Source organism: Micromonospora lacuserhaii (assembly GCF_036902735.1).
Classification (GTDB): Bacteria; Actinomycetota; Actinomycetes; order Mycobacteriales; family Micromonosporaceae; genus Micromonospora.
Genome location: NZ_JBAKHO010000006.1, coordinates 102,848 through 117,214 on the forward strand (window position 1 = coordinate 102,848; position 14,367 = coordinate 117,214).

Below are 14,367 nucleotides of genomic sequence, written 5' to 3' on the forward strand. Positions count from 1 at the left end.
GTCAGTCCAGGGTGTAGAGATAGGCAACAATGTCCTGCGCGTCGATCGCGTCGACTCCCAGATTCGGCATCGCCGTGCCCGGCTCCACGCCCTGCGGGTCGGAGATCCAGCGCCGCAGGTTGTCGGCGTTGTTCGGCAGCTCACCGGCGATGTAGGAGCGGGCGCCGAAGCGGGTCAGGGGCGGGCCGACCAGGCCGTCGGCGCGGGTGACGCCGGGAATGGTGTGGCACGACCCGCAGCCGTACTGGGCAATCAGGTCCGCGCCCCGGTCGGGCCGCCCGCTCCGCGACTCCGGGGGCGGCGGTGCGGGCGTCGAGGCGCAGCCGGTGATCGCGACGACCGGCAGACTGATCAGGGCCGCACCGAGCGCCCAGAGCCGACAGGACAGCTTCATCGGACCCTCCCTTCCGTTCCGGCTTCGACCGCCGCCGGGCCGGTCCATGGGCGCACCGGGCCCCGACGCAGGCTGTCGGGGCGGTCCCGGTCCATTCGCAGCAGCCAGCGCAGGAACACCGTCAGCGCCACGACCAGCACGACCAGATCCATCGGCACCCACATCACCAGGCCGGCGAGCTGCTGGTCGGCGAGCGGCGAGGCGTCGAACATCCGGGTGGGGTAGACCGGTTCCGGGGCGAAGGTGAGTACGGCGCCGAGGGCGGAGGCGGGCAGCATGCTGCCGAGCAGCACCAGCACGGTCACCGGCGCGGGCGCCCGGTGCCGTGCCGAGCCGAGCACCGGCGCCCAGAACAGCCAGGCCGCCGCCAGGAACCACAGATGCTCGGCCGCGTGCGCCACGAGACGGTCCACCGCCGCGACGTACGGCCCCGGCAGGTGCCAGAACCAGAGGCCGACGGTCTGCCCCGCTCCGGCCAGCAGGGCGGACACGGTCGGCCGGCGCATCCGGCGTACCGGCGGCGCCACCCGGCACCGGGCGATCAGCCGGCGCAGCGGCGGCGGCGCGGCCAGGCTCAGCGGCAACCCCGCCGCGCCCGCCGCCAGCAGCGGCCCCGCCACCAGCAGGAGGAGCATGTGCTGGGCCATGTGCCCGGCGAACGAGGCCTCGGCCATCTCGTGCAGCGGGCCCTGGTCCGCGGCGAGCACCACCAGCAGCCCCGCGGCGAAGGCGCCCACCCGCCAGCCCGGTACGACCTCACCGGGACCCCGACGGACCCACAGCTCCTGTACGCCCCGCCCGTATCCCGCCGCCAGCAGGCAGGTCGTGACGACCACCAACATGGTCAGCAGTCCCTCGGCCACCGGGGTCGGGCCGGGCCCGTGGGCCCGGTAGACGCTCAGCCCTGACATGGTGGGAACACCAGCACGGCGGCCCCGCCGAGCACGATGATGGCCAGGAACAGCAGGTTGGCCCAGATGCCCACGGCGGCGAGCATCCGGGAGCGGCCGAACGCCGGATCCTCGGCGCCGGTGGCCGGTGCCCGCGCGGTGTGTCGCCAGACCAGCGCGGCCACCAGCAGCGACCCCACCGTGACCAGGCCCGGGATCACCACCGCCAGGCCGACGGCCTGCCAGAGCGGTACGGCGGAGACCCGCTCGGAGCCGGCGGCACAGACGAGCTCGTCCAGGCTCCAGCCGACGAGCAGGTGCACCGCCCAGGCGACGGCACCACCGAGCACGCCGTACCAGAGCAGCAGGCCGCCGGCCAGCCGGGCGTGCGGACCGGGCCGGGTGTTCATCACAGCCGCGGGGAGAGGTAGAGGGTGAACAGGATGGCGACCCACACCAGGTCGACGAAGTGCCAGTAGATTGCGGCGTTGCGGACCCGCTCGTGCCGCTGGGCGCCGAAGCTGCCCCCGTGCAGGGAGGCGGCGAGCAGCCAGCCGATCATGGTCAGCCCGACCAGCACGTGGAGCCCGTGGAAGCCGGTGATCAGGTAGAACAGCGAGCCGTACACGTCGGTGGTCATGGTGAACTGCTTCAGCTTCTCGGCGTACTCGGTGCCCAGCAGGGCCAGGAAGGTCATCCCGAGCGCCAGCGTGGTGGCCAGTCCGCAGCGCAGCCGCCACCGCTGGCCGTGGCGGATGCCGTGCTCCGCCCAGATCACCGGAAGGCTGCTGGGTACCAGCACGGCGGTCATCACCAGCGGCGTGAGCAGCTCCGGGTCCTGGATGCCGTCCGGCGGCCACTGTGGGCCGTACTGGAAGCGGAGGTAGAAGTAGCTACCGAGCAGGCAGGCGAAGAGGGTGGCCTCGGTGGCCACCAGCATCACCATGCCCCACCAGCCGGTCGACCGGCCGACCGGCAGCTCCGTGCTCAGCGCCTCGGCGCTGGTGGACGCCGCCAGGACCCCACCCCGCTCGGTCATGCCGCCACCCCGGGTTCCTCTTCGGGTTGGCGGGGCGGCCAGAGCCAGACCGCGATCGTCGCCACGACCACGACCATGGCGACGGCCGCGACCGGATACCAGGCCAGAAGCATGGCGGTGAAGAAGACCAACAGCGCGCCGGCGAGCAGGAGCGGCTTGAGCGTGGACTCCGGCATCTCCACCGCCCGTTCGGGACGGCCGTCCAGCTCGCTGGTGAAGAGCGTGCGGCGTCCTTCGCTGAGGATGCGGTCCTCCGTCGCGCCCACGCCGGTCGACTCGGCGGTCCGCTCGTCCCAGGCCGGGTGCAGGCTGTACACCCGGGGCAGGACCGGGAAGTTGTACGGCTCGGGCGGCGAGACGGTCGACCACTCCAGGCTGTCGCCCTCCCACGGGTCGGCCGGGGCCGGGCGGCCCCGGCGTACCGCGTGCACCACGCCGACGAGCACAAGCAGCAGCCCGACGGCGAGCAGGTACGACCCGGCGGTGCTGACCAGGTTCCACCCGTCCCAGCCCGGCTCGCTGCGGTAGGTGTAGACCCGCCGGGGCATGCCGAACAGGCCGTAGAGGTGCATCGGGAAGAACGTGACGTGCATGCCAGCGAAGACCAGCCAGAACGCCCAGCGCCCCAGGCCCTCGTGGTACATCCGGCCGGTGATCTTGGGCAGCCAGTAGTAGATCCCCGCGAGCATCGGGAAGACCGCCCCACCGATCAGCACGTAGTGGAAGTGCGCCACCACGAAATAGGAGTCGGTGACCTGCTGGTCGAACGCGGTCAACGCGAACATCGCGCCGGTGAAGCCGCCCAGCACGAAGGTCACCACAAACCCGATGACGAACATCAGCGGCACCCGGATGACCAGCCGACCGAGCAGCATGGTGGCCAGCCAGGCGAAGATCTGGATCCCGGACGGGATGGTGATTATCGTGCTGGCCGCGCTGAAGAAGCTGTACGAGAGCTGAGGCAGTCCGGTGGCGAACATGTGGTGCACCCACACCCCGAACGAGATGATCGCGATGGCCACGATGGAGAGCACCATCAGCGGATAGCCGACCACGCCGCGGCGGGTGAACGCGGGCAGCACCGCGGAGACGATGCCCAGCGCGGGCAGCACGATGATGTAGACATCGGGGTGTCCGAAGATCCAGAACAGGTGCTGCCAGAGCAGCACGTTCCCACCGGCGTCCGGGTCGAAGAAGTGGGTGCCGAACCGGCGGTCGAGGAAGAGCATGGCGTTGTCCAGGTTCAACGCCGGCAGCGCGAAGATCACCATGAATGCGGTGGCCACGATCGCCCAGACGAACAGCGGCACCCGGTTGAGCGACATCCCGGAAGCGCGCAACTTGAGGGAGGTGACGATGAAGTTGATCGCCCCGGAGGTGGTGGAGATGCCGAGGAAGAGCAGTCCGAGCGCGTAGACGTCCATGTGCAGGCCGGGGTTGTGCTGCTCTCCGCTGAGCGGCACGTAGGCGAACCAGCCGTTGTTCGGCGCCGCACCGAACGGCAGACTCGCCCACATGAACAGCCCGGCGAAGAGGAAGACCCAGTAGCCGAACGCGTTCAACCTCGGGAACGCCATGTCCCGGGAGCCGATCATGAGCGGGACGAGGAAGTTGCCGAAGCCGAACAGCATCGGCGTGGCGAACAGGAAGATCATGGCCGTGCCGTGCATGGTGAAGAGCTGGTTGTACTCCTGGGGCGACACGACCCCCGCCTCGGGTCGGGCGAGCTGGGTCCGCATGACCAGTGCGCTGAGCCCGGCCAGGACGAAGAAGAACCCGGCGGTGACCAGGTAGCGGCGGCCGATCCTCTTGTGGTCGACGGTGCTGAACCAGGCCCGCAGCGAGGGGGGCTCGGCCCACTGTTCCGTCAGCCGCGTCAGCTCCTCGCGGCTGATGCCGGACGGCGGTGTGATGGTCGCGGACATCAGCGCGCCTACTCGAGCGATCGCAGATAGGTGATGAGGTCGGGCATCTGGGTGGCGTCGACCGGCTGCGGGGGCATGGCGTTGCCGGGCTTGACGGTCTGCGAGTTGGCGATCCAGCCGCCGAGGTGCCCGGCGGTGTTGGGCACCGCCCCGGCGCCGATGCTCCACCGGGAGCCGAGGTTAGACAGATCCGGCCCCACCTGCCCCTGCGCGCTGGTACCCCGCACCGCGTGGCAGGCGGCGCAGGTGCCCTGCGTGAACGCCAACTGGCCGCGCCGTTCGGCCTCGGTCCGGGGCTCGCGCGCCGGGGCGTTCAGGCGGGCCAGCCACGCGTCGAAGTCGGCGCGGGGTTGCGCGACGACCAGGAAGGCCATGTGGGCGTGCTGGGTGCCGCAGTACTCGGCACACTGGCCCCGGTAGCTGCCGGCGCGCTCCGCCTGCAACCAGGTCTCCCGGGTCTCACCGGCGATCAGATCCGTTTTCGGCATGAGCTGCGGCACCCAGAAGCTGTGCAGCACGTCGTCGGTGCGCAGGCGCACCCTGACACGCTCGCCCACCGGGATGTGGACCTCGTTGGCGGTGGCGCCGGACGCCCCCGGGTAACGCACCTCCCACCACCACTTGTGGCCGGTCACCTCCACGATGGGGGCGTTCGGACCGGGACCGTGACCGAGCGCCGCGAGGTCACGCAGGCCTACCGCGTAGACGGCGACGAGGATGACGAAAGGCAGCCCGGCACCGGCGATCGTGACGAAGCGCACGGGTTGCCCGTGCCGCACCCGGGCGTTGCCCCGCCGGAAGACCAGCGCCCAGGTCAGCAGCACCATGACCTCGACGAACACCCCCGTGGAGATCCAGAACAAGAGCCACCAGAGGCCCGCGACCCCGGCCGCCCCGGTCCCAGCGGGATTCAGCGCCGACGGAGTGTCGCCGGCGCACCCGGCGAGCAGGAGCAGGCCGTACAGCGCCGTGAGCATCGGACGCGGCCGGCGGTGCCGCCCGGCCGCGCTCGAGGTCGTCTCCGCTGTGCTGTCCACCATCAGCGACCTTAGGGGCCTCTGGGGGTTATCAGACGGTTTCTGGTGAATATGCGGATCTGCCCTTCAGGTGTCTCTATGGTGAAGGCGCATACCACTCCATCCACAAGCGCCCCAGGCCTGGACAGGAAGATCATGCGCGCCTCCAGCGTGGACCTCGTCGCGGACACCGCCGAAGCGGCCGCCGGACGCCGGACGATGGCCTGGTTCGCCGGCGGCCTCGCCGCAGCGGCGGTGGTGGCCGGCGGATGGCTGGCACCCCCGGACGAGGTGCAGGGCCAGGCGCAGCGCCTGATGTACCTGCACGTTCCCGCCGCCTGGGTGGCCTACGCCGCGTTCGCCGTCGTGCTGGCCGCCAGCGGCGCGTACCTCATCGGGGGCGACCTGCGCTGGGACCGGTTCGCCCGCGCCGGCGCCGAGATCGGGGTGGCCCTGACCGCCGTGGCGATCGCGACGGGTTCACTCTGGGGGCACCTGGTCTGGGGAACCTGGTGGGCCTGGGATCCCCGGCTGGTCAGCACGGCCCTCCTGCTGCTCGCGTACGCCGGCTACCTGGCCCTGCGGCCGGCGGTGGGCGGGCGGGCCGGGGCGCGCAACGGCGGTGACCACCGGGTGGCGCGACCGGCGGCGCTCGTCGGTACGGGCGGCTTCCTGCTCGTTCCCGTGGTGCACTTCTCCGTGGTTTGGTGGCGCTCGCTGCACCAGCAAGCCACCGTGCTTGCCCCGCAACGCCCACCGATCGATCCCCGGATGGGTCTCGCGCTGCTGCTCGCCGTGGCTGCGGCGACGCTCGCCGCGCTCTGCGTCCTGCTGCACCGGGTGGTTCGGCTGGAACGCCGGCTGGCCGCCCAGGCCCGCCCCGCGCCGGACAGCGTCCCGGTCCGGATCGGATGACCCGTCGCCTGGCGGGCCGGGCCGCCGTCGTCGCCGTGCTGCTCGCCGTGGGCGCGCTGCTGGTCACGAGCGCGCTGCGCGACACCCTGACCTACTACCGCACGCCGGGCGAGGTGCTCGCGGACCCAGCCGCTACCCGGGAGCGGATACGCCTCGGCGGCGACGTGGTGCCCGGGTCGCTTCGCCGCAGCGGCGAACTGGTGATGTTCCGCCTCGCCGAGGGCGGTCACGAGATCACCGTCGAGCAGCGCGGCGTGCCCCCGGAGACGTTCCGGGAAGGCGAGGGGGCGGTCGTTGAGGGCACCCTGTCGGCGGACGGCGTGTTCCGCTCGGACCACGTCGTGGTCCGCCACGGCAACGAGTACCGCCCGTCCACCTCCCCGGGCCCGGTCGATGCTCGCTGACCTCGGCACCGTGAGCCTGACGGTCGGGTTGGCCGGTGCCACCCTCACCGCGCTGCTCTGGCTGCGGGTGGCTCTGTTCGCCGCGCCCGCCCGGCCCGCCCGCCTCGGCACCGCCGTGACCCTGGCGACCGCCGCTCTCGCCTGCGGCGTACTGGAGGCGGCCCTGGTCCGGCACGACTTCAGCGTCCGGTTCGTCGCGGAAAACGGCGGACGCCGGGTGCCGCTGTACTACACGGTCACCAGTCTCTGGTCCGCGCTGGACGGGTCGCTGCTGCTCTGGCTGCTGGTCCTCGCCGGGTACGCGGCGCTGCTGGCCCGGCGCAGGTATCCGGCCCGGCTGCACGGGTACGCGATGGTCGTCGTCAGCGTGGTCACGTTGTTCTTCTTCGCCCTGTCCAGCTTCGCCGCGAACCCGTTCCGGGTGGTGAGCCCAACACCTGCCGACGGCCCGGGGCCCAACCCGTTGCTGCAGCAGCACCCGGCCATGGGGGTGCACCCGCCGCTGCTCTACGCCGGCTACATCGGCCTGGTCGTGCCGTTCGCCTTCGCGCTGGCCGCGCCGCTGGCCGGGCCCGACGGGCGCGGCTGGCTGCGGGCCGCCCGGCCGTGGGCGCTGGTGGCCTGGGCCGCGCTGACCGCCGGCATCGGGCTGGGCGCGTGGTGGTCGTACGCGGTGCTGGGCTGGGGCGGCTACTGGGCGTGGGACCCGGTGGAGAACGCCTCCCTGCTGCCCTGGCTGACCGCCACCGCGTTCCTGCACACCACCCTGGCACGCGCCGCCGAACGGGCCGGCTGGCCCACCACGCTGGCCTGCGCGAGCTTCCTGCTGGTGCTGCTCGGTACCTTCCTCACCCGGTCCGGCGCGGTGTCCAGCGTGCACGGCTTCACCGACTCACCGCTGGGCCCGATGCTGCTCGGCTTCGTGCTGCTGGCGGTCGTCGGGGCGACCGTCCTGGCCGGACGGCGGCCGCCCGGACCGGTCGCCCGTCCACCGGTGCTGTCCAGGGGAACGGCGGTGCTGATCAACGGCGTGCTCCTGGTGACGATCGCCGCGGCGGTGCTGATCGGCACGATCTTCCCGCTGCTCTCCGGCCCGCTCGGCGCGGCACGCGTCTCGGTCGGACCGGACTACTACCAGCGTACGGCGGTGCCGCTGGCGGTGGTGGTGCTGCTGGTGATGGGCATGACCCCAGCGCTGCGGGTCCGGGATCGGGCGGCGGCGGCGCGCCGACTCGTGCTGCCCGGTGGCGTCGCCCTGGCCACCGTGGCGGCGGTGGGGCTGCTCAGCCGACCCGGCCTGCCGGCGCTCACCGCGTTCGGCGCGGCCGCGTTCGTGCTCGTCGGCCTGGCCCGCGAGGTGCCCGATCGGCTGCGCCAGCCGGGACCGCACCGGCGACCGAGCCGGCTGGCCGGGCTGGTCGCGCACGCCGGGATCGCCCTGGTGGCGGTGGGCGTCGCCGGGTCCGCGGCGTACGGGCGGGATACCGAGCGGACCCTCCGCACCGGGGAGACGATCCGGGTGGCCGACGTGACGGCACGCCTGGTCGGCGTCGACCGCGGCGGCGGCGACGACGGCATGTCGGTGCGGGCGCGGCTGCGGCTGACCGCGCCCGACGGTGCGGCGCGGACCGCCACGCCGGCCCTGCGCTATCACCCCGCCCGGGACACTGCCGTCGCCCTGCCCGCGATCGACACCGGCCTGCTGCGCGACACCTACGTCACGCTGATCGCGGTCGCTCCGGACAACGGCAGCGCGACAGTCCGGCTGGCAGTGAACCCGCTCGTCGGGCTGCTCTGGGCCGGTGGTGGGCTGACCGCCCTGGGCGGCCTCCTCGCGGCGCTCGGCGCGACCCGCCGCCGGCACCGCCCGCCCGTGCCGACGCACCGCCCGGCCAGGCCCGCCGCCCTCGGATCCGGAGGTGTCCGATGACCCGCCGGACGCTCCGGCGACCGGACTGGCTGCGAGCCGGACCTGCCGTGGTGCTGGCGCTCACCGTGGCCGTCGGCACGCTGGTCGCTCTCGGCCTGCGCCCACCCGCGACATCGACGGCCGGCGACATCGCCGCCGGGACCCCGGTACCCGCCCCGGCCCTGTCCGGCGTCACCCTGGACGGTGGCCGCTTCGACCTGGCCGCCGCCCGCGGACACGTGGTGCTGGTCAACGTCTTCGCCTCCTGGTGCGGTCCCTGTCGCGACGAGCTGCCGCTGCTGGTCGACGCCGAACGGCGCTGGGCACCCCGGGGACTCCGGCTGGTCGGGCTGAACATCCGCGACGGCACCGAGGCGGTACGGGCTCTACTCGACGAGACCGGCGCGACCGCGCTGACCGTGCTGCGGGACCCGGACGGCACCCGGGCGATCGGCTGGGGCGTCCGCGGCGTGCCGGAGACCTTCCTGGTGGACCGGGACGGCGGCATCATCGACCGCCAGCGAGGCGTCGTCACGCGGCAGTGGCTGGAGCAGCGGGTGGCCCCGCTGCTGGCCGGGTGAAGTGGCGGGGCGCCCTCACGGCGCTCGCCCTCACCGCGCTGGTCGTCGCGGCCGGTGCGGGGCTTGCCCGGTCCGCCGGCGACTCCCCCGGGCAGGACCCGGTCCGCGCAGTCGCCGCCGGGCTGCGCTGCCCGGCCTGCCAGGGCGAGTCCGTGGCAGACTCGCGCTCGCCGATCGCGGCCGCTATGCGGCAGGTGGTGGCCGATCAGCTCGCCCAGGGGCGGGACCGCGACGAGATCCGCCGGTGGTTCGTCCAACGCTACGGCGCGGACGTGCTCACCGATGCGCCGGCTCGCAGAACGGAACTGCTGCTCTGGGGCGTACCCCTGGCGGCCCTACTGGGCGGCGGGTACGCGGCCCTGCGGACGCTGCGTCCCCGCGCGCCCCGGGTCGCACCCGTGGTGACTGCGGCCGCGGCCCCGAACGCCCGGACGGCCGGCCGGGCCTGGCGGGCGATGTCCGTCGGATTGTTCGCTCTCGTGGCGTCGGTGGCGGTCGCCACCTACCACCTCGACCGGCCGGCCCGACAGGCGGCGGCACCGGCCGACCCCATCGCCGTCGCCGTGCAACTGGCCCGTGACCTGGAGGCGCAACACCGGTACGACGCCGCTGCGCGGATGTACCGGGAAGCACTGCGGGAGCGGCCCGATGACGCCGTCCAGCTCCGGCTCGCCTTCGTGCTCCTGCAAGCGGGAGACACGGCCGGGGCGACGGGGGCGGCACGACAGGTGCTAGCCCACGCCCCGGACTCGCCCGACGGACTTCTCGTGCTGGGACTGGCCGAGCGCACCAGCCGCCCCGCCGAGGCCGAACGCGTCCTGCGACGCTTTCTGACCGTCGCGCCGGAACACCAGGCCGCTGCGGAGATCAGCCGGCTGGTCGGCGGCGTCAACCGAGTCGACGCGACCGCGCCCCCAGATACCCGTTCACCAGCCCAGCGGTCACGGTGACCAGGGTGCGCGTGGTGACGCGCATGCCACGGCAGCTCGCCGGCGGCGGGTGGTGGGATGGCCGCGGGAGTCGCGGGAGCGCTCCCATGGATGAACGACAATGTAATCCGGGTGTCGTCCTTTTGTGAAGGCCGCCACCGGCGCCGCGAAAACCGGGGTACAGCGCCGGGCGTTCCGATCGCGTTACAGCGACACGCCGCGAATCCGTTGCCGATTCGTCGATTTGCGGCTTCCACCGACACGCCGTCCCAGCTCAGGCCGATCGTCCGATGTCGCGCTCGGATGCCGTCCATGGGATCATGTGCCGTCTCCTATACCCACTCCGGAGGATTCCCCATGCCACAGCGTCGGTACGTGGCGCGCGCGGCTCTTGCCGCGACCGCCGCCACGGCCTGCCTCGCCTTCGCCAGCCCGGCGTGGGCGGGCGCCGCCCTCTCCCAGGGGGCACCGCACAACCCGAACGGCGACAACGGCACGGTCAAGATCGACGGCAAGGAGTTCGAGGACGAGGTCGACAACCAGCCGCACGTCACCTGCGACTTCGAGCTTGAGTTCTTCAACTTCGACACCAACCAGGCGGCGGACATCACGCTCTGGTCGCAGCCGCCGTCGAGCGCGCCGAAGGACAAGATCGTCTGGTCCGTCAAGAACTACGTGATCAGCAAGGACGCGGCGTCGGGCGCGGAGAACGACCACGACGAGGTCATCCGGCTCTCGGCCGACGATCTCGACCTCAAGGGCCTCAAGGTCAACGCGCAGCAGGGCTACCACATCAAGCTCGACGTGGACCTCACCGACGGCCAGTCGTCCGACGAAAAGCACAAGGTGTTCTGGCTCCAGCCGTGCGCCAGCTCCACCGAGTCGCCGTCGCAGAGCCCGTCGACGCCGACCAGCCCCGACACGCCGACCAGCCCGGGCGAGTCGACCAGCCCCGGTGGGTCGACCAGCCCCGGCGCGCCCGGCGGTGCCGGCGGCGGTGAGGGCAGCGGCTCGCTGCCGCTGACCGGCGTGGCGGCCACCAGCACCGCGCTGACCGGCCTCGTGCTGATCGGTGGGGGCGTCGCCCTGACCGTGCTGCGTCGTCGTCGCGACAAGATCACCTTCACCAGCTGACCGCTCCACAGCGGACCGAACCGGCCGTCGGGCATCTGCCCGGCGGCCGGTTTCGTCCTCCCGGGGCCCGCGGGTGCCCCGCCGTCGAGTGGAACGAGGCCGGGATTGATCTGTCCGGGCGCGTGATCCGTACTGACGGGTAACCCGGTCGACGTAGCCCGGGGATTCGTCACATCATCGGTACGCGTCGATGCTATAGTCGCGTACTCCCAGCTCATGAGCGGGCGGGTCGGGCGGTGAACCGCCCGACCGGGCCTGCGGCGACGGACGCGCGTCCTGGCATACGAACGTACGGTTGCCCGCGCGCTGACCGGCGCGGGACAGTACGCCACACCAGCGGTGCCATCGACGCCGCCGCTCCCCCGGTCGACCCTGAGGAGATTGCGATGGCTCTACGACTCGCCGACGGGACCGCCTGGTCCGACACTCTCGCCCGCGCGGTGGCCGCCGCCCCGGAGGCCTTCGGGCCCGAAACCGACGGCGTCACCACGCTGCACAACCTGGTCTCCGGCGAGTGGCGGGCGGTCGGTACGCCCGGTCCGGTGCGCACCCCGATCGACAACACCCTGCTGGTCAACCTGCCCCGGCTGGACGCCCAGACCGCACGCGCCGCGGTCGCCCACGCGGCCACCGCGCACCGCGACTGGGCGGCGACCCCGCTCGCCGAGCGCAAGGCCCGGGTCGACGACGCGCTGGACGCCCTCACCGCCCACCGCGACCTGCTCGCCATGCTGCTGGTCTGGGAGATCGGCAAGCCCTGGCGGCTCGCCTGCGCCGACGTCGACCGCGCCCTGGACGGCGTCCGGTGGTACGTCGGCGAGATCGACCGGATGCTGGCCGACGGCCGCGAGCCGCTGCCCGGCCCGGTGAGCAACATCGCGTCGTGGAACTACCCGATGAGCGTGCTGGTCCACGCCGAACTGGTCCAGCTCCTCGCCGGCAACGCGGTCATCGCCAAGACCCCGTCCCAGGGCGGGGCGGTCTGCCTGACCGTGGCGCACGCGTTGATGCGCCGGGCCGGGCTGCCCGCCACGCTGCTCTCCGGCAGCGGCGAGGAGCTCTCCGAGGTGCTGGTCCGGGCGCCCGAGATCGGAGCCGTCGCCTTCGTCGGTGGACGCTCCAACGGCGGCAAGGTGGCCGCCGCCCTGCTCGACACCGACAAGCGGCACTTCATCGAGCAGGAGGGGCTCAACGCCTGGGGCGTCTGGAACTTCTCCCAGTGGGACCTGCTCGCCGCGCACCTCAAGAAGGGCTTCGAGTACGGCAAGCAGCGCTGCACCGCGTACCCCCGGTTCGTGGTCCAGCGTGACCTGGTCGACGAGTTCCTCGACATGTACCTGCCCGTGGTTTCCTCGATCCGATTCGGGCATCCACTCGCGGTCGACGAGACCTGGCGGGCCGGCGACCCGCTGCCCGAGCTGGACTTCGGCCCGCTGATCAGCGCCGCCAAGGCCGACGAGCTGCGCCGCAAGGTCGACGAGGCGGTACGCGGCGGCGCGGTGCCGCTGCACCGCGGCAAGCTCGACGGTGCGCCCTTCCTCGACGGGCAGGACACCTCCGCGTACGTGGCGCCGGCGGTGCTGCTCGCCCCGCCCGGCCGGTCCCGGCTGATGCACGCCGAGCCGTTCGGCCCGGTGGACACCATCGTCGTGGTGGACACCACCGACGAGCTGCTCGCCGCGATGAACGCCTCCAACGGGGCGCTGGTCGCCTCGCTGGCCTGCGACGACACCGACGAGGCGGCCAAGCTCGCGGTCGACCTCCAGGCGTTCAAGGTGGGCATCAACAAGCCCCGCTCGCGGGGTGACCGGGACGAGCCGTTCGGCGGCCGGGGTGCCTCCTGGAAGGGCGCGTTCGTCGGCGGCGACCTGCTGGTGCAGGCGGTCACCCAGGGCGGCGACGACCGGCTCTACGGCAACTTCCCGGACTACAGCAGCTACCCGGCCACCTGATCGCGGCGGCCGGTCCGGAGCGGGTGGTCCGCCGTCGGCCGGTCCCGGACCTGGGCAGGGCCCCCGCATCGGGGGCCCTGCCGTTTCACCGTCCCCCGCACCGGAGGTCGGCCTGCGCTCCGGGCGGGGCACCCCCACCCGGAGCCGGGCGGTCGTCTCGAATCACGGTCAGCGCGCCGGCCCGGTGCGGCTGACCTGCCCCGGTATCCCGGGCCGGGCGCCGGCCGCGCCCCCGGCGGTCGGGGCGACCAGCGGCACCGTGACGGTGAGCACCGAGCCGTCCCGCTCCACCTGCGTCGGCCGACCCAGCCGGGCCATCGTGCGCAGCATCGCCGTGTTGTCCGCCTGGGTGTGCAGCACCACCGCCGCGCAGCCGGCCCGGTCGGCGTGCCCGAGCAGCCGGCGCAGCAGCGCGCTGCCCAGCCCGCGGCGCTGCCAGTCGTCCCGGACCAGCAACGCCGCCTCGGCCTCGTCCCCCTCGGCGATCAGGTTCGCCATCGCCACCACCGATTCCGCCGCCCCGCCCGAACCGGGCGTGGTGGCCAGCAGGGTCAGCCCGTGGGCCGGCGCCAGCAACCGGCGCAGCCGGCTCGGTGCCGGCGAGACCGCCCCGCCCAGGTAGCGCCGCTGCCGGCTCCGCGCCGAGCAGGCATCGTGCAGCGCGACCACGGCCGGCAGGTCGTCGGCCGTGGCCGGGCGTACGGTCAGCTCCGCCCCGTCGGGCAGGACCAGGGTGACCCGGTCGGCGTCCCGGCGGGCGACGGCCGCAGCCAGCTCGGCCAGCGCCTGCGCCCGGGCGTACTCGGCCGGGGTGAAGCTGGGCGCCCGCCGGTGCAGCGCGAACGAGCCCCCGGTCGGGTCGGCCAGCAGCATCGTCGACGGGCCGACCCCGCCGTGCGGGCCGGCCGGCGACGGCCGCCAGGTCACCTCGTCCGCGCCGAGCAGGGCGCGGAGCACCTCCCCGGTCGCGTCCGGGTCCCGGACCAGCCTGGCGGCCAGCGCCAGCACCCGGGTCGGCTGGTCGGCCAGGCCGCGCGCCTCGCTGCGCGCCACCCAGCAGTCCCGGCCCCGGCCGCGCTCGACCGCGGCGACCAGGTCCGCCTCCTTGAGTCCGTCCGGCGCGTCGACGAGGAAGTCGTCGACCGCGCCGGCCTCGGTGGTGTGCACCTGCACGGTGAGGATGTTGACCCCCCGCAAGGCGAGACTCGCCGTGAGCACCGACAGGTAGCCCGGCCGGTCGTCCACGGTGGCTCGGATCCGCCACAGCGTCATGTTCGCT

At 73.2% G+C, this 14,367-nt stretch carries 14 protein-coding genes; 7 read left to right on the forward strand and 7 right to left on the reverse strand.

From position 1 onward, the window contains the following. Position 1: 1 nt before the first annotated feature. From V6U81_RS06270 to V6U81_RS06295, 6 genes are read right to left on the reverse strand one after another with little or no spacing between them, the layout of a single operon-like run. Entirely contained in the window at positions 2-394 is a 393-nt protein-coding gene (locus tag V6U81_RS06270; RefSeq protein WP_334485367.1) for a c-type cytochrome, read from the reverse strand. Beyond that, entirely contained in the window at positions 391-1,305 is a 915-nt protein-coding gene (locus V6U81_RS06275; RefSeq protein WP_334485369.1) for a cytochrome c oxidase assembly protein, read from the reverse strand. Before V6U81_RS06275 ends, V6U81_RS06270 begins: the two co-directional genes overlap by 4 nt. Next, positions 1,293-1,694, reverse strand: a complete 402-nt coding sequence (locus V6U81_RS06280) for a hypothetical protein (RefSeq protein ID WP_334485371.1) — start codon at positions 1,692-1,694, stop codon at positions 1,293-1,295. The genes V6U81_RS06275 and V6U81_RS06280 overlap by 13 nt, the downstream gene beginning before the upstream one ends. After that, entirely contained in the window at positions 1,694-2,323 is a 630-nt protein-coding gene (locus V6U81_RS06285) for a cytochrome c oxidase subunit 3 (protein ID WP_334485373.1), read from the reverse strand. Before V6U81_RS06285 ends, V6U81_RS06280 begins: the two co-directional genes overlap by 1 nt. Then, on the reverse strand, positions 2,320-4,248 hold the full coding sequence (gene ctaD / locus V6U81_RS06290; RefSeq protein WP_334485375.1) for a cytochrome c oxidase subunit I: 1,929 nt from the start codon (positions 4,246-4,248) through the stop codon (positions 2,320-2,322). Before ctaD ends, V6U81_RS06285 begins: the two co-directional genes overlap by 4 nt. Before the next feature lie 8 nt (positions 4,249-4,256). Beyond that, positions 4,257-5,288 (reverse strand): cytochrome c oxidase subunit II, encoded by a 1,032-nt coding sequence (locus tag V6U81_RS06295; protein WP_334485376.1) that lies wholly within the window; start codon positions 5,286-5,288, stop codon positions 4,257-4,259. Positions 5,289-5,420: 132 nt separating this feature from the next. On the opposite strand from V6U81_RS06295, the gene ccsA reads away from it, so the two are divergent. The 7 genes from ccsA (at position 5,421) to V6U81_RS06330 (ending at position 13,088) form a co-directional block, all read left to right on the forward strand. Further along, a complete protein-coding gene (gene ccsA, locus V6U81_RS06300) occupies positions 5,421-6,179 on the forward strand; it encodes a cytochrome c biogenesis protein CcsA (protein ID WP_334485378.1) in 759 nt (252 codons plus the stop codon). Continuing rightward, positions 6,176-6,583 carry a cytochrome c maturation protein CcmE gene (locus V6U81_RS06305; RefSeq protein WP_334485380.1) on the forward strand — a complete coding sequence of 136 codons (408 nt, stop codon included), beginning with the start codon at positions 6,176-6,178 and terminating at the stop codon, positions 6,581-6,583. The genes ccsA and V6U81_RS06305 overlap by 4 nt, the downstream gene beginning before the upstream one ends. Before the next feature lie 10 nt (positions 6,584-6,593). Beyond that, entirely contained in the window at positions 6,594-8,513 is a 1,920-nt protein-coding gene (locus tag V6U81_RS06310) for a heme lyase CcmF/NrfE family subunit (RefSeq protein ID WP_334485382.1), read from the forward strand. Beyond that, on the forward strand, positions 8,510-9,073 hold the full coding sequence (locus tag V6U81_RS06315) for a TlpA family protein disulfide reductase (protein WP_334485383.1): 564 nt from the start codon (positions 8,510-8,512) through the stop codon (positions 9,071-9,073). The genes V6U81_RS06310 and V6U81_RS06315 overlap by 4 nt, the downstream gene beginning before the upstream one ends. Further along, positions 9,070-10,023 (forward strand): cytochrome c-type biogenesis protein CcmH, encoded by a 954-nt coding sequence (locus V6U81_RS06320; RefSeq protein ID WP_334485385.1) that lies wholly within the window; start codon positions 9,070-9,072, stop codon positions 10,021-10,023. The genes V6U81_RS06315 and V6U81_RS06320 overlap by 4 nt, the downstream gene beginning before the upstream one ends. A 336-nt stretch (positions 10,024-10,359) precedes the next feature. Continuing rightward, the gene (locus tag V6U81_RS06325) at positions 10,360-11,136 is read left to right on the forward strand and encodes an LPXTG cell wall anchor domain-containing protein (RefSeq protein WP_334485387.1); all 777 of its coding nucleotides are present in this window, start codon (positions 10,360-10,362) and stop codon (positions 11,134-11,136) included. A 386-nt stretch (positions 11,137-11,522) separates the two neighbouring features. Further along, complete coding sequence (locus V6U81_RS06330; RefSeq protein WP_334485389.1) at positions 11,523-13,088, forward strand: aldehyde dehydrogenase family protein; 1,566 nt, start codon at positions 11,523-11,525, stop codon at positions 13,086-13,088. 168 nt (positions 13,089-13,256) lie between these two features. On the opposite strand, the gene V6U81_RS06335 is transcribed toward V6U81_RS06330, so the two are convergent. After that, positions 13,257-14,360: a GNAT family N-acetyltransferase gene (locus V6U81_RS06335; RefSeq protein ID WP_334485391.1), complete on the reverse strand. Its 1,104-nt coding sequence runs from the start codon at positions 14,358-14,360 to the stop codon at positions 13,257-13,259. Between the last annotated feature and the right edge of the window lie 7 nt (positions 14,361-14,367).

Bases quoted from the DNA above. Each gene is read 5' to 3' on its own strand.
- V6U81_RS06270 (WP_334485367.1), bottom strand. From the start codon at position 394: ATGAAGCTGTCCTGTCGGCTCTGGGCGCTCGGTGCGGCCCTGATCAGT.
- V6U81_RS06275 (WP_334485369.1), bottom strand. From the start codon at position 1,305: ATGTCAGGGCTGAGCGTCTACCGGGCCCACGGGCCCGGCCCGACCCCG.
- V6U81_RS06280 (WP_334485371.1), bottom strand. From the start codon at position 1,694: ATGAACACCCGGCCCGGTCCGCACGCCCGGCTGGCCGGCGGCCTGCTG.
- V6U81_RS06285 (WP_334485373.1), bottom strand. From the start codon at position 2,323: ATGACCGAGCGGGGTGGGGTCCTGGCGGCGTCCACCAGCGCCGAGGCG.
- ctaD (WP_334485375.1), bottom strand. From the start codon at position 4,248: ATGTCCGCGACCATCACACCGCCGTCCGGCATCAGCCGCGAGGAGCTG.
- V6U81_RS06295 (WP_334485376.1), bottom strand. From the start codon at position 5,288: ATGGTGGACAGCACAGCGGAGACGACCTCGAGCGCGGCCGGGCGGCAC.
- ccsA (WP_334485378.1), top strand. From the start codon at position 5,421: ATGCGCGCCTCCAGCGTGGACCTCGTCGCGGACACCGCCGAAGCGGCC.
- V6U81_RS06305 (WP_334485380.1), top strand. From the start codon at position 6,176: ATGACCCGTCGCCTGGCGGGCCGGGCCGCCGTCGTCGCCGTGCTGCTC.
- V6U81_RS06315 (WP_334485383.1), top strand. From the start codon at position 8,510: ATGACCCGCCGGACGCTCCGGCGACCGGACTGGCTGCGAGCCGGACCT.
- V6U81_RS06325 (WP_334485387.1), top strand. From the start codon at position 10,360: ATGCCACAGCGTCGGTACGTGGCGCGCGCGGCTCTTGCCGCGACCGCC.
- V6U81_RS06330 (WP_334485389.1), top strand. From the start codon at position 11,523: ATGGCTCTACGACTCGCCGACGGGACCGCCTGGTCCGACACTCTCGCC.
- V6U81_RS06335 (WP_334485391.1), bottom strand. From the start codon at position 14,360: ATGACGCTGTGGCGGATCCGAGCCACCGTGGACGACCGGCCGGGCTAC.